The 16,958-nt window shown below is 69.3% G+C and carries 12 protein-coding genes; 4 read left to right on the forward strand and 8 right to left on the reverse strand.

Annotated elements, in window-relative coordinates:
• The first annotated feature begins 119 nt into the window (after window positions 1-119).
• Window positions 120-1,331 carry a Gfo/Idh/MocA family protein gene (locus HBK84_RS02680; RefSeq protein WP_167318119.1) on the forward strand — a complete coding sequence of 404 codons (1,212 nt, stop codon included), beginning with the start codon at window positions 120-122 and terminating at the stop codon, window positions 1,329-1,331.
• A 72-nt stretch (window positions 1,332-1,403) separates the two neighbouring features.
• On the opposite strand, the gene HBK84_RS02685 is transcribed toward HBK84_RS02680, so the two are convergent.
• The 8 genes from HBK84_RS02685 to iolC form a co-directional block, all read right to left on the reverse strand.
• The gene (locus tag HBK84_RS02685; protein ID WP_167318120.1) at window positions 1,404-2,861 is read right to left on the reverse strand and encodes a sugar porter family MFS transporter; all 1,458 of its coding nucleotides are present in this window, start codon (window positions 2,859-2,861) and stop codon (window positions 1,404-1,406) included.
• 25 nt (window positions 2,862-2,886) lie between these two features.
• Window positions 2,887-3,768, reverse strand: coding sequence for a sugar phosphate isomerase/epimerase family protein (locus HBK84_RS02690; protein ID WP_167318121.1), 882 nt, complete (start codon window positions 3,766-3,768; stop codon window positions 2,887-2,889).
• A gap of 66 nt (window positions 3,769-3,834) precedes the next feature.
• Complete coding sequence (locus HBK84_RS02695) at window positions 3,835-4,815, reverse strand: Gfo/Idh/MocA family protein (protein ID WP_167318122.1); 981 nt, start codon at window positions 4,813-4,815, stop codon at window positions 3,835-3,837.
• A 119-nt stretch (window positions 4,816-4,934) separates the two neighbouring features.
• Window positions 4,935-5,849: a sugar phosphate isomerase/epimerase gene (locus HBK84_RS02700; protein ID WP_167318123.1), complete on the reverse strand. Its 915-nt coding sequence runs from the start codon at window positions 5,847-5,849 to the stop codon at window positions 4,935-4,937.
• Window positions 5,850-6,099: 250 nt separating this feature from the next.
• The gene (locus HBK84_RS02705) at window positions 6,100-7,605 is read right to left on the reverse strand and encodes a CoA-acylating methylmalonate-semialdehyde dehydrogenase (protein WP_167318124.1); all 1,506 of its coding nucleotides are present in this window, start codon (window positions 7,603-7,605) and stop codon (window positions 6,100-6,102) included.
• A gap of 9 nt (window positions 7,606-7,614) precedes the next feature.
• The gene (gene iolD, locus HBK84_RS02710) at window positions 7,615-9,543 is read right to left on the reverse strand and encodes a 3D-(3,5/4)-trihydroxycyclohexane-1,2-dione acylhydrolase (decyclizing) (RefSeq protein ID WP_167318125.1); all 1,929 of its coding nucleotides are present in this window, start codon (window positions 9,541-9,543) and stop codon (window positions 7,615-7,617) included.
• Window positions 9,544-9,560: 17 nt separating this feature from the next.
• On the reverse strand, window positions 9,561-10,493 hold the full coding sequence (locus HBK84_RS02715) for a deoxyribose-phosphate aldolase (protein WP_167318126.1): 933 nt from the start codon (window positions 10,491-10,493) through the stop codon (window positions 9,561-9,563).
• Window positions 10,490-11,464 carry a 5-dehydro-2-deoxygluconokinase gene (iolC, locus tag HBK84_RS02720; RefSeq protein ID WP_167318127.1) on the reverse strand — a complete coding sequence of 325 codons (975 nt, stop codon included), beginning with the start codon at window positions 11,462-11,464 and terminating at the stop codon, window positions 10,490-10,492. The genes HBK84_RS02715 and iolC overlap by 4 nt, the downstream gene beginning before the upstream one ends.
• Window positions 11,465-11,677: 213 nt before the next feature.
• Between iolC and HBK84_RS02725 the strand changes: the two genes are divergently transcribed.
• From HBK84_RS02725 to HBK84_RS02735, 3 genes are all read left to right on the forward strand, one after another.
• On the forward strand, window positions 11,678-12,691 hold the full coding sequence (locus HBK84_RS02725) for a sugar phosphate isomerase/epimerase (RefSeq protein WP_167318128.1): 1,014 nt from the start codon (window positions 11,678-11,680) through the stop codon (window positions 12,689-12,691).
• Window positions 12,692-12,727: 36 nt separating this feature from the next.
• A complete protein-coding gene (hrpB, locus tag HBK84_RS02730; protein ID WP_167318129.1) occupies window positions 12,728-15,442 on the forward strand; it encodes an ATP-dependent helicase HrpB in 2,715 nt (904 codons plus the stop codon).
• A gap of 493 nt (window positions 15,443-15,935) precedes the next feature.
• A complete protein-coding gene (locus tag HBK84_RS02735) occupies window positions 15,936-16,871 on the forward strand; it encodes a CoA ester lyase (protein ID WP_064846664.1) in 936 nt (311 codons plus the stop codon).
• Window positions 16,872-16,958: the final 87 nt, after the last annotated feature.

Raw genomic sequence — 16,958 nt, forward strand, 5'->3', positions numbered from 1 at the left:
AACCAGTCCCACATCAGTTACGGTACGACATCCGCATTCCCCGGAGTCTTGACGTTGTCCACGCCAGCCAGGAAAATTGTTCGGACATACTGACAATACGATCAGCTAGAGAGGGAATCATGGGAACAGAAGAACTGTCCGTTGCGGTCATCGGGGCGGGTATGGCCGGCCGGGCCCATGCCTACGGGTATCGACAGGCGGGCAGTGTCTATGACGCCACATTCCCGCGCATCCGACTGGCCGCAATCGCCGACGCAAATGTCCCGCTCGGTGAGGACGCTACGCGTCGTTATGGATTCGAGAAGACTTACTCGGATTGGCGTCAGGTTGCGGAGGACCCGAGCATCGACGCCGTGAGCATCGTGGTGGGCAACGCCCTGCACCGTGAGATCGCCCAGGGGCTGCTGGAGTCCGGCAAGCACGTGCTGTGCGAGAAGCCGCTGGCGGGCAACCTCGAGGATGCGCAGGCCATGGTGGAGCTCGAACGCCAGTACGGTGCGAGCACGGACTCCTCCGGGCGTCCCCTCGTAACCGCCACGGGGTACACAGTGCGCCGAACGCCCGCGCTGAACGCCATCCGGGAACGGCTGGAGAGCGGGGACTTCGGCCCGGTGAGCAACTTCATCGCCACCTACCTGTGCGACTACTCGTGCGACCCCCGCGCACCCATGTCTTGGCGCTACAAGGGAGCACCCGGCTCGGGCGCGCTCGGAGATCTCGGTTCGCACGTGATCGACACGGGCGAGTTCCTCAACGGCCCGATCACTACGGTGCGGGGGGCATTCATGGACACGATCCACAAGGAGCGTCCCTTGCCCGTGGGCAACGTGGTGGGACATGCACACACGGAGGTTTCGGACGAGGTCGAGCCGGTGGAGAACGAAGACTTCTTGACCTTCACATGCACCTTCGCCAACGGTGCGATCGGAACTTACACGATCTCCCGCGTAGCGTTCGGATCCCCGAATGGTCAGAGCTACCAAGTGATCGGCCCTTGGGCCCAAGCAGCTTGGCGCATCGACAGGCCGGCGGAGTTCGAGTACGACGACGCGCAGGCCGGATACACGACGCGTGGCCCGAGGCGTGTGCTCATCAACCCGCAAACCCCGCTGTTCGCGAACTCCTGCGCGATGGACGCTCCCGGCAACGGATGGAACTACAACGAGAACTTCGTGATCCAGGCTCGTGCGTTCCTCGGCCAGGTGCTCGGGGACACTGGTGGGTTGCTGCCGTGCGCGTCCTTCGCGGACGGGCTGCACACGCTCGAGATCATCCAGGCTGTCGCGGCCTCTGCGGCGCAGGACGGCAGGGAAGTATCCATCGGCCGCTGATGCCCGCGTCCCATGGCAGAACGCCCGGCCCGCTGACAGCGGGCCGGGCGTTCTTCTGTGCTGGGGAGGGCGTTACTTCTTGTGGACGGTGAAGATCGCGCCCGTGGTGACGTCCTCCTCGACCGCCTCCAGCGTGCGTCCACGGGTCTCGGGAAGGAACTTCCACATCACCACGGCAGCCACGGCGTTGACAACGGCGAAGCTGAAGAACGAGCCGTTGATGCCGATGCCCGCGATCAGGGACGGGAACACCCAGCTCAGGGCGGCGTTGGCCATCCAGAGGCAGAAGACCGTGAAGCCCATGCCCACCGCGCGCATGTGCAGCGGGAAGATCTCCGAGAGCAGCACCCACGTGGCCACGTTCAGGAACGTCTGCATGGAACCCACGAAGCACACGATCAGCACCAGGATCACGAACGGACGGGCCGCGTTGCCCTCCGGGAAAAAAACCGCGGACAGCCCGATCAGCAGGTGGAAGATGGTCACCAGGACGTAGCCGGTGATGATCGTGGCGCGACGGTTGATCCGCTCCATCATCCAGAGGGCGATGAACCCGCCGACCACGGCGATCACGCCCGGTGCGATGTTGGCGATCAGGGCGGCGTCCGCGCCGAAGCCGGCATCGCGCAGGATGATCTGGCCGTAGTACATCACCGAGTTGATGCCGGTGAGCTGCTGGAAGACGGCCAGGGCCACGCCCACGAGCAAGATGCGCAGCAGCCACTTGTTCTTGAGTACCGAGGAGATGCCGGTCTCGTGCTTCTTGGCCTCGAGCTCGCTGACGCGCTCCACCTCGCCCATCTCTGCCTCCGCGCGTTCCTCCGAGCGGACGGTCTTGAGCACCTCGAGGGCCTCGTCGTAGCGGCCCTTGGAGATTAGCCAGCGGGGGGACTCCGGCATGCGCAGCATGCCGAAGAACAGGAAGATCGCAGGAATGGCGCACACTGCGAGCATGATGCGCCACACGCCGTCGAGGTGACCCAGCGTATTGCCGAGGATGGCGTTGACGGTGAACGCCGCGAGCTGACCGATGACGATCATCAGCTCGTTGCGACCCGAGAGGGATCCCCGGATTTCGTATGGGGCGAGCTCGGCCAGGAAGACCGGAACCACGGTGGAGGCGCCGCCCACGGCCAGACCCAGGAGGAAGCGACCCACCAGCAGCACGGCCAGGCCGGGGGCGAACACGCAGGCCAGCGTGCCGAGGAAGAACAGGACGGCCAGTAGCAGGATCGTCTTGCGGCGGCCCCAGCCGTCCGAAAAACGCCCGATCGACACGGCGCCGATTGCGGCGCCGACGAGCAGCGTGCTCGTCACCGTGCCCTCGGTCTTCTCATCCAGGCCCAGTTCCTCCGACATCGGCAGCAGCGCGCCGTTGATCACGCCGGTGTCGTAGCCAAAGAGCAGCCCGCCGAAGGTGGCCACGAGGGCCACCATGCCGAGACGTCTGGTGTGCGGGCCCTCTGTCAGAGGGGGAAGTTCCTTGGTCCCGGGTCTGTCGGCCGTGTGGCCTGCGGGTGGGTGCGACATGGTGGCTCCTTTGCCTGTCAGCCGGTCAGCGCTCGCTGGTGGCCTGGTTGATCTTCTTTTGCATGGTCTCCAACTGGTAGCGGGAGACCTCGGGGGCGTTCTCGTTCTCGGCGAAGACGCTGGAGACCATGACCGTGTCCGGGTTGTCCAGGAACCCGATCTCCGCGAGACCCGAGAAGAACTCGTCCCAGTTCACGTCCCCGTCACCGATCTTCAGGTGCTGGTGGACGCGCACGGGGTTGCCGGGAGGATTGGTGATGTAGCGCAACCCGTGGGAGCGGTGGTGATCCATGGTGTCCGCCACGTGAACCACGCGCAGCCGCGAGCCGACCGCCCGCATGATCTCCAGTGGGTCGTCCGCCATGTGGAAGGTGTGGCACGCCACGTACGTGAGGCCGATGTTCGGGGAGTTCAGGCCCCGGATCACCCGCCACGCGTCCAGTCCGCGCTCCACGAAGTCGTCCGGGTGCGGGTCGATCGCCACATTGAGACCCTCGCGTTCGATGATCGGCATCAGCTCCTCCATGGAGCGGTAGAAGCTGTTCTCCGACTCCTCGTAGAGTTCGGGTCGCCCTGAGAACTCGGTGTTCAGCTGCGTGACGCCCAGGTCCACGGCGATCTGGATCACGCGTTTCCACTTACGCACGGCTGCCTCGCGCTCCTCCTCCACAGGGGAGGACCAGCGCAGCACCGGGAGGATGGAGGCGATCTGCACGTCCGCTCCCTTGAGAGCCCGCGAGAAGTCTGCGAGCAGCTGGTCATCCGCCTTTGGGTGGGTGAAGAACGGAATGAAATCCTGGTGCGGGGTCATCTGCAGGTAGTCGTAGCCCAGGTCTTTGACCACGCGGGGGAACTCCAGCAGTGAGTGCGTGGAGTGGAACGGGGTGGGGTCGAGCGCGATTTTCACGATGGTCTCCTCAGTGCCAGTGCCAGTGCCAGTGCCAGTGCCAGTCTCGGTGTTGGTTCGGACCGCTCAGCGGTACAGCTCCGGCTTCTGCTTGAGCTCCACGGCCACGGTGGTCCCGGGTTCCGCGACCGCTCGAAGGCCGGCCTCGCAGCACGCCGCCGCGGCGTAGCCGTCCCAGGCGTCCGGACCCGCCACCTCGCCGCGTAGGCAGCCGTCGATCCAGTCCTGGACCTCGGTGTCGTACGCGTCCGCGAACCTCTCCTCGAAACCGGGGTGCACCTGGTCCACACCCTCGTTCAGGTGGGTCTCCTCAAAGGAAGCGCGAGTGGTCACGGCATAGCCGTACTGCGCGGTGACGTGGGTGTTCACCGAGATGCGCACCCCGGAGTCGGTGTCCATGAGGATCTGAGCGGGATCCTGCAGCCCCTCGGTGGTCGCGTGGCAAGAGTTTTTGCCCGTGCGCACCTGCACGGAGGCGATCTCCTCGCCGGTGAGGAAGCGCACTCCGTCGAACTCATGGACCACGGTGTCGTCGATGAGGTTGCTGCCCGTGTAGCCGGCGGGGACGTCCGGGTTGATGTGCTCGCAGTCCAAGGCGAGCAGCTCGCCATGCTCCCCGGAGGCCACGGCCTGCTGGATGCGCTGGTAGCCGGCGTCGAAGCGGCGCATGAACCCCACCTGGATGAGCTTGCGTCCGATCGCGGACTCGGCCTGCACCACGCGCCACGCGGAGGCGGAGTCCGGGGTCAAGGGCTTCTCGCACAGGATCGGCAGCCCCTGGGCCAGGGTGGGCAGCAGCACGTCCTCGTGCAGGAAGCCGGGGGTCGCCACGAGCACCGCGTCCACCTCGCCGGAGGTGATGGCCCTGGTGAAGTCGGTGTACACGCGGGCGCCGTCGATGCCGTCGATGGCGGCCTCGGCCCTGGTCTCGTCGATGTCCACGATGGCGGTGATCCGGGCGCGCTCCATGCGGTGGTGGATGCGCTCGATGTGGTCCGAGCCCATGCGGCCGGCTCCGACGACGGCGATTCTCAGGTCCTCGCTCATTGCTGCGGTGCTCCGTTCTGTCGAGAGTTTCTGGTGCGGCGACGTGGTGCCGCTCGCGGTCTGGTGCTGCGAGAGCAACTGGTGCGGCAACGTCGTGCCGCGGGAGGGGTGCGCGGGGCTCAGGCCACCGTGGTGCGCGAGCCGCACGAGAGCAGGTAGTTACACGTGCGGGATGCAATAGGTAGGGGGTCGTCGAAGTTGGCCACGGGGTACATGTCCTGCTCCACGATCCCGAACAGCGGCCGCCCGAGGTGCTCGGCATGCTCGATCACCTCGCGCAGGTCCGGCAATCCCTGCGGTGGCTCGCACATCACGCCCGCGGCTGTGGCGTCCTTGAAGGTCATGTCCTCGGCCCGGACCCGGGCGAGGACGTCAGGGTGGACCTGCTTCAGGTGCAGGTAGCCGATGCGCTCGGGGTGGTTGCGGATCAGCTCCACGGAGGAGGCCCCGCCGTACTCGGCGTGGCCGGTATCGAGGCACAGCGTGACCAGGGAGGGGTCCGTCATCGCTAGGAACTTCTCGATCTGGGGCATGGACTCCACGTGGGAGTCGGCATGGGAGTGGAACTGCTGGAACAGTCCGAACTCCTCCTGCAGCGTGCGGCCCAGGCGGTCGTGGCCCGCAGTGAGGTCCTCCCACTGCCGCTCGTTGAGGGTGCGGTCCTCCACGGCCTCACCGGTCTTGTCGTCCCGCCACAGGGCGGGGATCACGACGACGTGCTTCGCGTCCATCGCGGCCGTCAACTCGGCGACGCGGCGGGCGGGCTCCCAGGCCTCGTCCCACGTGCCCGCGCCGCGGTGGAACGCCGTGAAGACGGTGCCCGCACTGATCTTCAGGTCCCGGGCCTTCAGCTCCCGCGCGAGGGTCTCGGGATCGGTGGGCAGGTAGCCGTAGGGGCCCAGCTCGATCCACGAGTAGCCGGCCTCCGCGACCTCATCGAGGAAGCGCTGCCACGGCGTTTGCTTCTCGTCCTCCGGGAACCACACACCCCAGGAGTCTGGGGCGGTGCCAATGATCAGCTCGTTCTCGCTCATGCTGGAACCACGCTTTCGTCGTCGTCGATCGTGGGCCCTCGGTGCCCGGGACCGCTATTCATCCGTATGTTAGGACATAATATCAATCATTGGTGTGATGTGCGACACCCGGGGGAAGTTCTCTCCCGTGTGACTCACGGCCCCGGCCAGGGGAGGCCGAGGTGAGTCTCACGGCGGATGAAAAGGTGCCCCGGTGCCCCCCGCCGTGGCGGAGGGCACCGGGGCACCGTGCTTCAGGGGAGCGGACCGGTCAGTGGTCCCCGCTCGTGGGCATGCTGAAGGACGCCCCGGAGATGCTCTCGGGCTCGGGGAAGCGCTGCGTGACCACCTTGCCGCGCGTGTAGAAGCGGATTCCGTCCGGACCGTAGACGTGCAGGTCCCCGAACAGCGAGTTCTTCCAGCCGCCGAAGGAGTGCCACGCGACCGGCACGGGGATCGGCACGTTCACGCCGATCATCCCCACCGTGACCTTGCGCTGGAACGTGCGGGCGGCCGCACCGTTCTGCGTGAAGATCGCGGTGCCGTTGCCGTACGGGTTCGCGTTGATGACCTTGATGGCCTCCTCGAGGGAGTCCACCCGCAGCACCACGAGCACCGGACCGAAGATCTCCTCCTCGTACGCGGACATCTCGTGGCGGACCTTGTCGATGATCGTGGGCCCCATGAAGAAGCCCTCTTCGTGGCCGGGGACCACGAGATCGCGCCCGTCCAGGACGAGAGCCGCGCCGTCCTGCTCCGCCTCGGTGATGATGCGCGTGATGCGCTCCTTGGCCTGCGGGGTGATGACGGGGCCCATGTCCGAGCCCTTCTCCATGCCGTTGCCCACAGTGACGCCCTCGCCCAGGGCCTTGACCTTGGCAATCACCTGGTCAGCGGCGTTGCCGACCGCCACGGCCACGGAGATGGCCATGCAGCGCTCGCCCGCGGAGCCGAACGCGGCCGCGTTGAGGTGCTCGGCGGCGCTGTCCATGTCAGCGTCCGGCATGATGACCGCGTGGTTCTTGGCGCCGCCCAGGGCCTGCACGCGCTTGCCGTTCTGCGTACCGGTCTCGTAGACGTACTTGGCGATCGGGGTGGAGCCCACGAACGAGATCGCGTCCACGTCCTCGTGGGTCAGCAGGCCGTCCACCATCTCCTTGCCACCGTGCAGCACGTTGAACACGCCGTCCGGCAGTCCGGCCTCCTTCCACAGTCGCGCCATAAAAAGGGCGGCGGAGGGGTCACGCTCGGAGGGCTTGAGGATGAAGGTGTTGCCTGCGGCGATCGCGACGGGAGCCATCCACAGGGGGACCATCACCGGAAAGTTGAACGGCGTGATCCCCGCGACCACGCCGAGCGGCTGGCGGAACGAGTAGACGTCGATGCCCGTGGAGGCCTGCTCGGAGAACTCGCCCTTGAGGTGCTCGGAGATGCCGCACGCGAACTCCACGACCTCCAGGCCGCGGCCCACCTCTCCCTTGGCGTCCGAGAAGACCTTGCCGTGCTCGGAGGTGATGATCTCCGCGAGCTCGTCCGTGTGCGCGTGGATCAGCTCGCGGAACGCGAAGAGCACGGCCGTGCGCTTGGCGATCGAAACGTCGTTCCAGGACTCGGCGGCCTTCCGCGCGGACGCGACGGCGGCCTTCAACTCGTCCTGCTCGCCGATGTGCAGGCTGCCGGTTACCTTCCCGGTGGCGGGGTTGTAGACGTCCTGGCGGGCGCCGCCGGCGCTGGGGACCTCGCGGCCGTCGATGAAGTGCAGGATCTCAGTGGTCATGTGCTTCTCCTAACCGAGCAGCGGACGCTGCGTGGACTTCTGGGCTTGGTACGTCTGGTAGGCCTCCTGGGTGGAGGCGAGTTCGGAGACTCCCGTGACGGGGACGTCCCACCAGGACTCGGAGGACGGCGCGTCCGCCTCCAGGAGGGTGTCCACGTGGATCAGCACGGGACCGGAGCCCTCGGGCAGGGTCTTGGCTCGGGCCACGGCCTCGGAGAGGTCCGTCCCCACGTTCTCCCCGGGGTTCACGCGGATAACGCGCACGCCCAGGGACTCGGCGTTGGTCGCGAGGTCGATGGGCAGGGTGTCCCCGTGGTCGAAGCTGTGCTCCGCCTCGTCCAGGTAGCGGTACTTGGTGCCGAAGCGCTGCGAGCCCAGGGACTCGGACAGCGCGCCGATCGAGGCGTAGCCGTGGTTCTGCAGCAGCACCACGATGAGCTTGAGGCCCTCGGCCACCGCGGTGACCAGTTCCGTGTGCATCATCAGGTACGAACCGTCGCCTACGGTCACGACGACGTCGCGATCCTCGCCGTGGTCGAGCACGGCGCGCTTGACGCCCAGCCCGCCGGGGATCTCGTATCCCATGCAGGAGTACGCGTACTCCACGTGGTAACCGTACGGGTCCTTGACGCGCCACAGCTTGTGCAGGTCACCGGGAAGCGAGCCGGCCGCGCAGATCACGACGTCGCGCTCGTCCATGGCCTTGTTGACCCGGCCGATGACCTCGTTCTGGGACATCACGGGCCGGAAGCGCTCGGCGAAGGCCTCGTCCGCGATCCCGTCCCAGCGCTGCTTCTCGCGGGCGACCTCGGCGCTCAGCGCCTTGCTCACGCGGATGCCCTCCGTGGCGGAGTTCAGCGCGACGAGCGCCTTGCGGCCGTCCGCCACCATCGGCACGGTTGAGCCGTGCTTGAATGCGTCGAAGCTCGCCACGTTGATGTTCACGAAGGAGACGTCCGGGTTCTGGAACGCGGTGCGCGAGGCAGTCGTGAAGTCCTCGTAGCGCGTGCCGATGCCGATCACGAGGTCCGCGTCCCGCACGATCGCGTTCGCCGCGGTGGACCCGGTGGAGCCCACGGCTCCCAGGCACAGCGGGTGGTCCCAGTCCATGACGCCCACACCGGCCTGCGTGTATGCCACCGGGATGCCCGTGGCCTCGGCGAAGCGACGCAGCTCGTCCTGCGCGAACGCGTAGGCCACACCGCCGCCCGCGATGACCACGGGCTGGCGGGCGGCACGGATGCGCTCGACGGCGGCGCGCACGTCCACGTCCTCGGGCTCCGGGCGGCGGATGCGCCACTCGCGCGGCGCCAGGAACTCGTCCGGGACCTCCACGGCCTCAGCCTGCACGTCCTGCGGAAGCGAGATCACCACGGCACCCGTCTCCACGGGGTCCGTCAGCACGCGCATGCCGTTGAGCAGCGCGGAGAACACCTGCTCGGGGCGCCACACACGGTCGAAGTAGCGGCTGACCGGGCGGAATGAGTCGTTGACCGTGACGTCGTACGCGTCCGGGCGCTCCAGCTGCTGCAGCACGGGGTCCGTGGCGCGGGTCGCGAACACGTCCGAGGGCAGCAGCAGCGCGGGCAGCCGGTTGGTGGTCGCGAGCGCCGCGCCGGTGACCATGTTCGTGGAACCCGGCCCGACCGACGTCGTCACCGCGAAGGTCTGACGACGCCGCGTGTGCCGCGCGTAGCCCACGGCCTGGTGCACCTGGGCCTGCTCGTTACGGCCCTGGTAGTAGGGCATCAGCTCCGGCTCGAGCTCCTGGAATTGGCGCAGCGCCTGCCCCACACCGGCCACATTGCCGTGCCCGAAGATGCCGAACGTGCCCGGGATCGTGCGCTCGCAGAACCGCTCGCCCGCGATCTCGTCCACCGTGTACTGGTTGCCCAGGAACTTCACCACGGCCTGGGCGACCGAGAGCTTCTGTGTCATGTGTCGACTCGTTTCCTTCACTTGCGTAGCAGGGAGGCCGCGGTGGCCACGGCGCCGGCGACGTCGCCGTCCTCCGGGTAGAGCAGGGTGCGGCCCACGGTGAGGCCCTGGACGCCAGGCAGTGCGAGGGCCTCGGACCAGGTCTGGAAGATTTCCTCCGGGGCGCCGCTGGGGTCACCGCCCAGCAGCACGGTGGGCAGGGTGGTCGAGGCGAGGACGCGCTCCATCTCCGGGACCACGGGCAGCTTCATCCACGTGTGCGCGCTCGTGGCACCGAGGCTGGACGCGATCGCCGCGGAGGTGATGACGGCGTCGGGGGAGAGGTCGTTGCGGATCTTTCCATCGACGGTCTCCGAGATGAACGGCTCGACCATCGCGTAGAGCCCCTGCTCGGCGAGCGCGTCCACGGCGTGGGCGGTGCTCTCCAGGGCCTGCGCGGTGGCGGTGTCCCCGTAGTGGATGCGGGTGAGCATCTTCCCCCCGTCCGCGCCCAGGCGCTTGAGGTGACGGGCGGTGTGGCCCGTGAAGCGGTCGTCGATCTCGTTGACCAGCCCTGCGAGCCCGCCGCGGTTCATGGAGCCGAAGACCAGCTTGCCCTCGAGGGCGCCCAGCAGCAGGAGGTCGTCAAGGATGTCCGGGGAGGCCAGCACGCCGTCGACGTCCGGGTTCGCCAGGGCGGTGCGCAACCGGTCCAGCAGGTCCCGGCGGTCGGCCATGGCACCGGGCACACCGCGCACCGACAGCGCGCCGCGTGCCGGGTGGTCCGCGGCGACGATGAAGTTCTGCGTGCCATAGACAGGGCGGGCGTGGCGCACGCGGGCATCCGCAGTGCGCTGCACCGCGTCGGGGTCCTCGAGGCGGATCCGAGTGAGGTCTGCGTAGCGTGCGGGATCCGTGGAGCCGAGCTCCGGCGGGGTCACGGGCGCGGAGGTGGTGGGCGGGGTGCTCATGCCTGGAACCCCCGACCGCGCTCGTCGAGTAGCGCCATGACGTCCTGCTCGAGCGGCATGTCCTCGGAGCATGCGATCCGCGAGGCCACGATGGCGCCGGCCGCGTTCGCGAAGTCCAGCACGTTCTGCAGCGGCCACCCGGAGAGCAGTCCGTGCACGAACGCCCCGCCGAAGGAGTCTCCGGCGCCCAGGCCGTTCACGGTTTCCACGGGCATGGGTGCGGAGACCACGGTCTCGGTGGCGGTCCGGGCCATCACGCCTTGTGCCCCCATCTTCACGACGGCGGTGCTTACGCCGGCTTCCAGCAGCCGGTCCGCCTGCTCCTCGGGGGAGCCGTCACCCACGGCGACGGCGCACTCCTCGCGGTTGCCGATGGCGATGCTCGCGTACGCCAGGTTCTTGCGGACCTGCTCGGTGGCCTCGGTCGCGGAGTCCCAGAACATGGGGCGGTAGTCCAGGTCCAGGACGGTGTACTGGCCCTTGTCGAGCTCATCCCGGGGCCGGGCGGCGTGGGCGTGCAGCTGGGCCTCGCGGGCGGGGGACTGGGCGAGGCCCGTGACTGTGGACCAGAAGACGGCGGCGTCCCGCACGGCGGCGGTGTCGATCTCCTCGGGGGTGATCTTCCAGTCCGGTGCAGTGGGGAAGCGGCCGTAGAAGTAGAGGGGGAAGTCCTCCGGCGGCATGATCGCGCAGAACGTGGCCGGCGTCTGCAACCCGGCCACGGGGGAGACCATCGAGTCGTCCACGCCGTAGCGGCGCAGCTCGGTGTGCAGGTACTCCCCGAACGGGTCGTCACCGGTGCGGGTGAGCACGGCGGTGCGGCGGCCGTACTTCGCGGCGGCCACCGCCACGTTGGACGGTGAGCCGCCCAGGTACTTCCCGAACGAGGTCACCTCCGACAGTGGCACCCCGATGTCGTTGGGGTAGATGTCCACGCTGATGCGCCCCATGGTCAGCAGGTCATGGCTCACGGGCCGGTCCTTCCGTCGAATGGTGCGGGGTGATCCGCGGTGTGTGACCAGTCTGACCCGAGGGCATATGTCCTGTCAAACTTTTGTACAGACAAAGTGCGAAAAGTGTTCTAGCCTGGACCGCACTGGCCACGACCGTCCCGGTCGCGCCGGCACCCGTACGAGCCCCGGACGGCGCCACGGCGCCATTTTTGGGCCGAGAGGAGCACAGCCGTGAAGTTCGGTGTCTACAACGCGATCCTGCACCACCTTTCCCTCGACGACGCCCTGGACCAGGTGGCCGCTCTCGGCCTGGACGGCATGGAAGTCAATTCCGGGGGCTTCCTGCCGCCCGTTCATCTTCCCGTGGACGAGATCCTGCGCAGCGACGCCGCCGCGGACGCCTACCGTCGGCGCTTCGAGGACCGCGGGCTGGAGATCCTGGGGTTGAACTGCAACGGCAACCCGCTGAACCCGGATCCCGCGATCGGCTCGGAGGACGCCGAGGACATCAAGCGGTCCATCCGTGCAGCGGCCGCCCTCGGGCAGACCCGCGTGGTGACCATGTCCGGGCTGCCCGCCTCGGACCCCGGTGGGAAGTACCCGGCGTGGAACGTGAACACATGGGGCTCCCACGCCCTGGACTCGCTGGAGTGGCAGTGGGACCGGCTCGCGGAGTTCTGGGAGCCGGTGGACGCCCTGGCTCGCGAGAACGGCGTGAAGGTGGCTCTTGAGCTGCACCCGCAGAACCTCGTGTTCAACCCGCCCACGATCAAGCGCCTAGTGGACCGCATCGGTGCCACGAACATCGGCGTGGAGCTGGACGCCTCCCACCTGTTCTGGCAGCTCATGGACCCGGTGGCGTGCGTACGCTGGCTCGGGGGACTCACGTTCCACGCCGCCGCCAAGGATATCCGCATTAACCGGGAGAACTGCGAGATCGCGGGCGTGCTGGACGAGCGCTTTCGCCGTCTCTCCCCGGAGGAGAAGCGCACGAACATGGGCGGGGACGAGTACGTCAACGAGTGGCCGCAGGACTCCTCGTGGGACTTTGTCACCGTCGGCGTGGGGCACGGCGCCAGCTACTGGGCCGAGTTCCTCCGCGCACTTTCCGAGGTGGAGTGCTCCACGGGCGAGACCTTGTGCGTAAACATCGAGCACGAGGACACGTCCATGTCCGTGCAGGATGGGCTGCGCCTGGCCACCAACACCCTGCACGAGGCTGCGGAGCTGGCCGGGCTGCGCTGAGCTGAACGCGTCGGGGCCCTCCGTGATACTGGGACCATGCCCTTCTTCAACCTGGACCGAATCGGCAGGGACCTGCCCTTTGCGCGGGCCGCCCCGCGGTTGCGCGAAGCCTTGCGCGGCGGCGTGGCCGTGGTCCAGGCCCCGCCGGGCACGGGCAAGACCACTGTGGTGCCGCCCGTCTTGGTGAACCTCGTTCTCGGGGGGAGCGTCTTCACGGAACCGCCCCCGGACACGGGGGCCGCCGGTCGATCGCGCACTTCTATGGACACGGCCGGCCCCGCGCTCGATCCCGTCACCGGCCGCGTCGTCGTCGTCCAGCCCCGCCGGGTGGCCGCTCGGGCCGCCGCGCGCCGGCTGGCCGCGCTCACGATGACGGAGCCGGGCGGCGTCATCGGCTGGAGCGTGCGGGGCGAGCGCAGGACGTCGAAGGCCACTCGGGTGGAGTTCGTGACCCCCGGCATCCTGCTGCGCCGACTGCTGCAGAACCCGGAACTGGCCGGGACCGCGGCCGTGGTGCTGGACGAGGTGCACGAGCGGGGCGTGGAGTCGGACCTGCTCGTGGGGATGCTCGCGGAGCTGCGGCAGCTGCGGGAGGACCTCGTGCTCGTGGCCATGTCCGCCACGGTGGAGGCGAAACGGTTTGCAGCCCTGCTGGGAGGGGACGCGCCCGCTCCGGTGGTGGACTGCCCGTCCGCGCTGCATCCGCTCACAGTGGAGTGGGCGCCGGGCCCGCAGCGCCTCGACGAACGGGGTGTCACCCCCGCGTTCCTGGCTCATGTGGCCCGCACCGCCGCGGCGGCTCATGCCCGCGCCGTGGCCACCGACCCGACCGTGGACGCCCTCGTGTTTCTCCCCGGCGCCCGGGAGGTCTCCCGTGTGGCGGCCCAGCTGCGGGGCCTTACCGACGCCGAGGTCTTGGAACTGCACGGTCAGCTCAGCCCGCGCGAGCAGGACCGCGCCGTCGCGGGCCGCGCGCCGGGGGAGCGCCCGCGCATCGTGGTCACCACGTCCCTCGCAGAGTCCTCGCTCACCGTCAACGGCGTGCGCCTCGTGATGGACTCTGGTCTGGCCCGCCAGCCCCGCCGGGACGCCGGGCGCGGGATCTCCGGGCTCGTCACGGTCTCGGCGTCCAAGGCGTCGGCCGAGCAGCGCGCCGGCCGCGCCGCTCGCCAGGGCCCGGGCACGGTGGTGCGCTGCTACGACGACGCCGCCTGGGGCGCCATGCCCGCCCACTCCGTTCCCGAGGTGCGCACAGCGGACCTCACCGCCGCGTGCCTCGCGCTCGCCGTGTGGGGCTCACCGGGAGGTGAGGGGATGGCCCTGCCGGACCCGCTGCCGCCCCGTGCCCGCGCGGACGCCGAAGCCAAGCTGACGCGCCTTGGCGCGGTAGCCGAGGACGGCCGCGCCACCGGCCTCGGACGCCTGCTGGTCTCCCTGCCGGTGGAACCCCGCTGGGGTCGCGCCCTGTTGGACGGAGCGGACCTCGTGGGTGCTAGAACGGCGGCGGAGGTCATCGCCGCCGTCTCCGACGGCGTCCGCGTGCCCGCCGCGGACGTCCCCGCGCTGGTGCGCGGGCTGCGTTCCTCCCGCGGTGGCGAGTCCGCTCGGTGGCGCCGCGAGGCGCAGCGGTTGGAACGGATGGCGGCGCACCCCGCGCTGGCGGGCGACGGTGCGGCGGAGGGAGCCGAGGAGAACACGGAAGCGCCGCCCCGCGGGCCGGAATCGGACGTGCCCGCCGACGTCCGGGAGGGTGTCGTCGTGGCCCTGGCGCGGCCCGAGTGGATTGCCCGGCGGATGGACGCCCACGGGGACCAGTGGCTGCTCGCCTCCGGAACACGCGCGGGGCTGGAGACCAGGAGCCCGCTGCGTCACCACGAGTGGTTGGCCGTCGCCGAACTGACGCGCGCCGCGGGCAGGGTTGCCGCGGGCACCGGCGCGGTGATCCGTGCGGCGGCACCCCTGGACCTGGCGCACGCGCAGCTCGCCGCCGGTCCGCTTGCCCGCACTGAGACGCGCGCGAGCTTCTCGAACGGTCGCGTGAGCACCCGCGAGGTGCGTGCGGTGGGCGCGATCGAGCTCTCCGCCACGCCCGTCCGCGCGGATCCGGACACGGCCGTGCCCGCTATCCGCGCCGCGCTCGCCGCCGAGGGCCTGGACCTGCTGCCGTGGGACGACGCCGCCCGCGGCCTGCGCGCCCGGCTTGCGCTGCTGCGTCGTCACCTGGGGGAGCCGTGGCCCGCGGTCGACGACGCCGCCCTGGTCGAGCGCGTGACCGAATGGCTCGCCCCCGAACTGCGGGACGTGGCGCGTGGCGGGTCGCTGCGGTCGATCCGCGTGGTCGATGCGCTGCGCAGGCTGCTGCCCTGGCCGGAGGCGGCGCGCTTGGAAGAGCTGGTCCCCCAGCGGCTCATGGTTCCCAGCGGGAACACCGCCCGGATCGACTACCCGGCGGTCTTCTCGGAGGACGAACCCGCCCGTCCGGCGGTGGTCGCGGTGAAACTGCAGGAGTGCTTCGGGTGGGCGCAGACGCCGCGCGTCGTGGACGGGCGTGTGCCCGTGCAGTTCCACCTGCTCTCCCCGGGGCGGGCCACGCTGGCCATCACGGAGGACCTCGCGTCCTTCTGGTCGGGGCCCTACGCCCAGGTGCGCGCGGAGATGCGTGGCCGCTACCCCAAACACCCCTGGCCCGAGGACCCGTGGAACGCGGTGGCCACAGCCAAGACCTCCCGCGCGCTGCGGCGGGACGGCTGAGCGGGGGCCCGTGCGCGGGCGGACAGCGCGGGCCCGGTGTGCGAGCGCGGCCCGGGCGGTGGGGTCTGGACGGTTGCGCCGGGCCGGGCCGGGGCGGTGCAGGTGGGTGGAGGCTGCTGAAGCCTGACCACGGAGGTGGTGCGGTGCGGACGGGACGGCCGTGGACACCCCGTTTGAGATCCGCTGTGAGCTGCGTTACGGTGAAGTTTCGCCCCACCCCGGAGTGCATCACCACGTGCGCCCTGGGTCCGACCGTTCACCTCACGGCGCGGAAGCACCGGGCAGCACGACTGGCAGACGACCCGCACCGGCCCCTCATCGTCCAGGCCGGTCCGTGTGATCGGCTTGCCCGCGCTACCCCACCTCACCCGTCACGCCGCACGGGAGGGCCGGAGAGCACCCGCGCAGCCGCGGCTCACCGCCCGCACGTGCCCGGACACCGAGGTCAGAGGGGGCGTGTCCGTTCTCAGACACAGATCGCGAAGTGACTCTCATGACCACCACCACTGCGGAAACCACCATGACCATCGATCCCACCGAGACCCCCGCCGTGGGCCCGGAGCTGGCCCGTTCGTGGCTGCTTGTCAACGGCTCTCACACGTCCCGTTTCGACCAGGCCGCGCAGAGTGCCGCGGACGCCGTGGTGCTGGACGTCGAGGACTCCGTGGCACCCGCGGACAAGGCCCAGGCCCGCGAGAACGTGATCGCGTGGCTCGGCTCCCGCAACCAGGAGGGTCAGGTCAACCGCGCGTGGGTGCGCGTCAACGGCTTCGGCACCGCCTGGTGGGAGGACGACCTCCTGGCGCTGAGGGACGTCCCCGGCCTGGACGGCGTGATGCTGGCCATGACCGAGTCCCCCGAGCACGTGACCCGCACCGCAGAGATACTGCGCGGCACCCGCATCGTGGCCCTGGTGGAGACCGCCCGCGGGGTGCAGAACCTGCAGGACATCGCCACCGCGCGCTCCACGTATCGCTTGGCGTTCGGGATCGGCGATTACCGCCGTGACACGGGCTTCGGCGAGAACCCAATGGCGCTGGCGTACACGCGCTCGCAGTTCACCATCGCCTCCCGCGCCGCGAACCTCCCGGGTCCCATCGACGGCCCGGCGGTGGGCGCGCTGGGTGCCAAGCTCGCCGAGGCCACCGGCGTCACGGACGAGTTCGGCATGACCGGCAAGCTGTGCCTCATGCCCGAGCAGACCGCCACTGTCAACGAGGGCCTGTCCCCGTCCCTGAGCGAGCTGTCCTGGGCCACCGAGTTCCTGGGGGAGTTCGAGGCCGAGGGCGGTCAGATCCGCAACGGTTCCGACCTGCCCCGACTGGCCCGGGCCCGCAAGGTGTTGGGGCTGGCGTCGGCATTCGGGATGCGCTTGCCGGAGGGCTACGACATGCACTTCGAGGCCCCCACCGACACCTACCACTGCTGACCTGGGCAGGGCGTGTGGCCCGGACCCGGGAGCGCCTTCAAACGTGGCCGTGGCTTGGGAGTGTCTGGAAAGTCGGCCGTGGCCTCC

The organism is Kocuria sp. KD4 (assembly GCF_011769905.1).
In the GTDB taxonomy this organism is placed as follows: domain Bacteria; phylum Actinomycetota; class Actinomycetes; order Actinomycetales; family Micrococcaceae; genus Kocuria; species Kocuria marina.

Bases quoted from the DNA above. Each gene is read 5' to 3' on its own strand.
- HBK84_RS02680 (WP_167318119.1), top strand. From the start codon at position 120: ATGGGAACAGAAGAACTGTCCGTTGCGGTCATCGGGGCGGGTATGGCC.
- HBK84_RS02685 (WP_167318120.1), bottom strand. From the start codon at position 2,861: ATGTCGCACCCACCCGCAGGCCACACGGCCGACAGACCCGGGACCAAG.
- HBK84_RS02695 (WP_167318122.1), bottom strand. From the start codon at position 4,815: ATGAGCGAGGACCTGAGAATCGCCGTCGTCGGAGCCGGCCGCATGGGC.
- HBK84_RS02700 (WP_167318123.1), bottom strand. From the start codon at position 5,849: ATGAGCGAGAACGAGCTGATCATTGGCACCGCCCCAGACTCCTGGGGT.
- HBK84_RS02705 (WP_167318124.1), bottom strand. From the start codon at position 7,605: ATGACCACTGAGATCCTGCACTTCATCGACGGCCGCGAGGTCCCCAGC.
- iolD (WP_167318125.1), bottom strand. From the start codon at position 9,543: ATGACACAGAAGCTCTCGGTCGCCCAGGCCGTGGTGAAGTTCCTGGGC.
- HBK84_RS02715 (WP_167318126.1), bottom strand. From the start codon at position 10,493: ATGAGCACCCCGCCCACCACCTCCGCGCCCGTGACCCCGCCGGAGCTC.
- hrpB (WP_167318129.1), top strand. From the start codon at position 12,728: ATGCCCTTCTTCAACCTGGACCGAATCGGCAGGGACCTGCCCTTTGCG.
- HBK84_RS02735 (WP_064846664.1), top strand. From the start codon at position 15,936: ATGACCACCACCACTGCGGAAACCACCATGACCATCGATCCCACCGAG.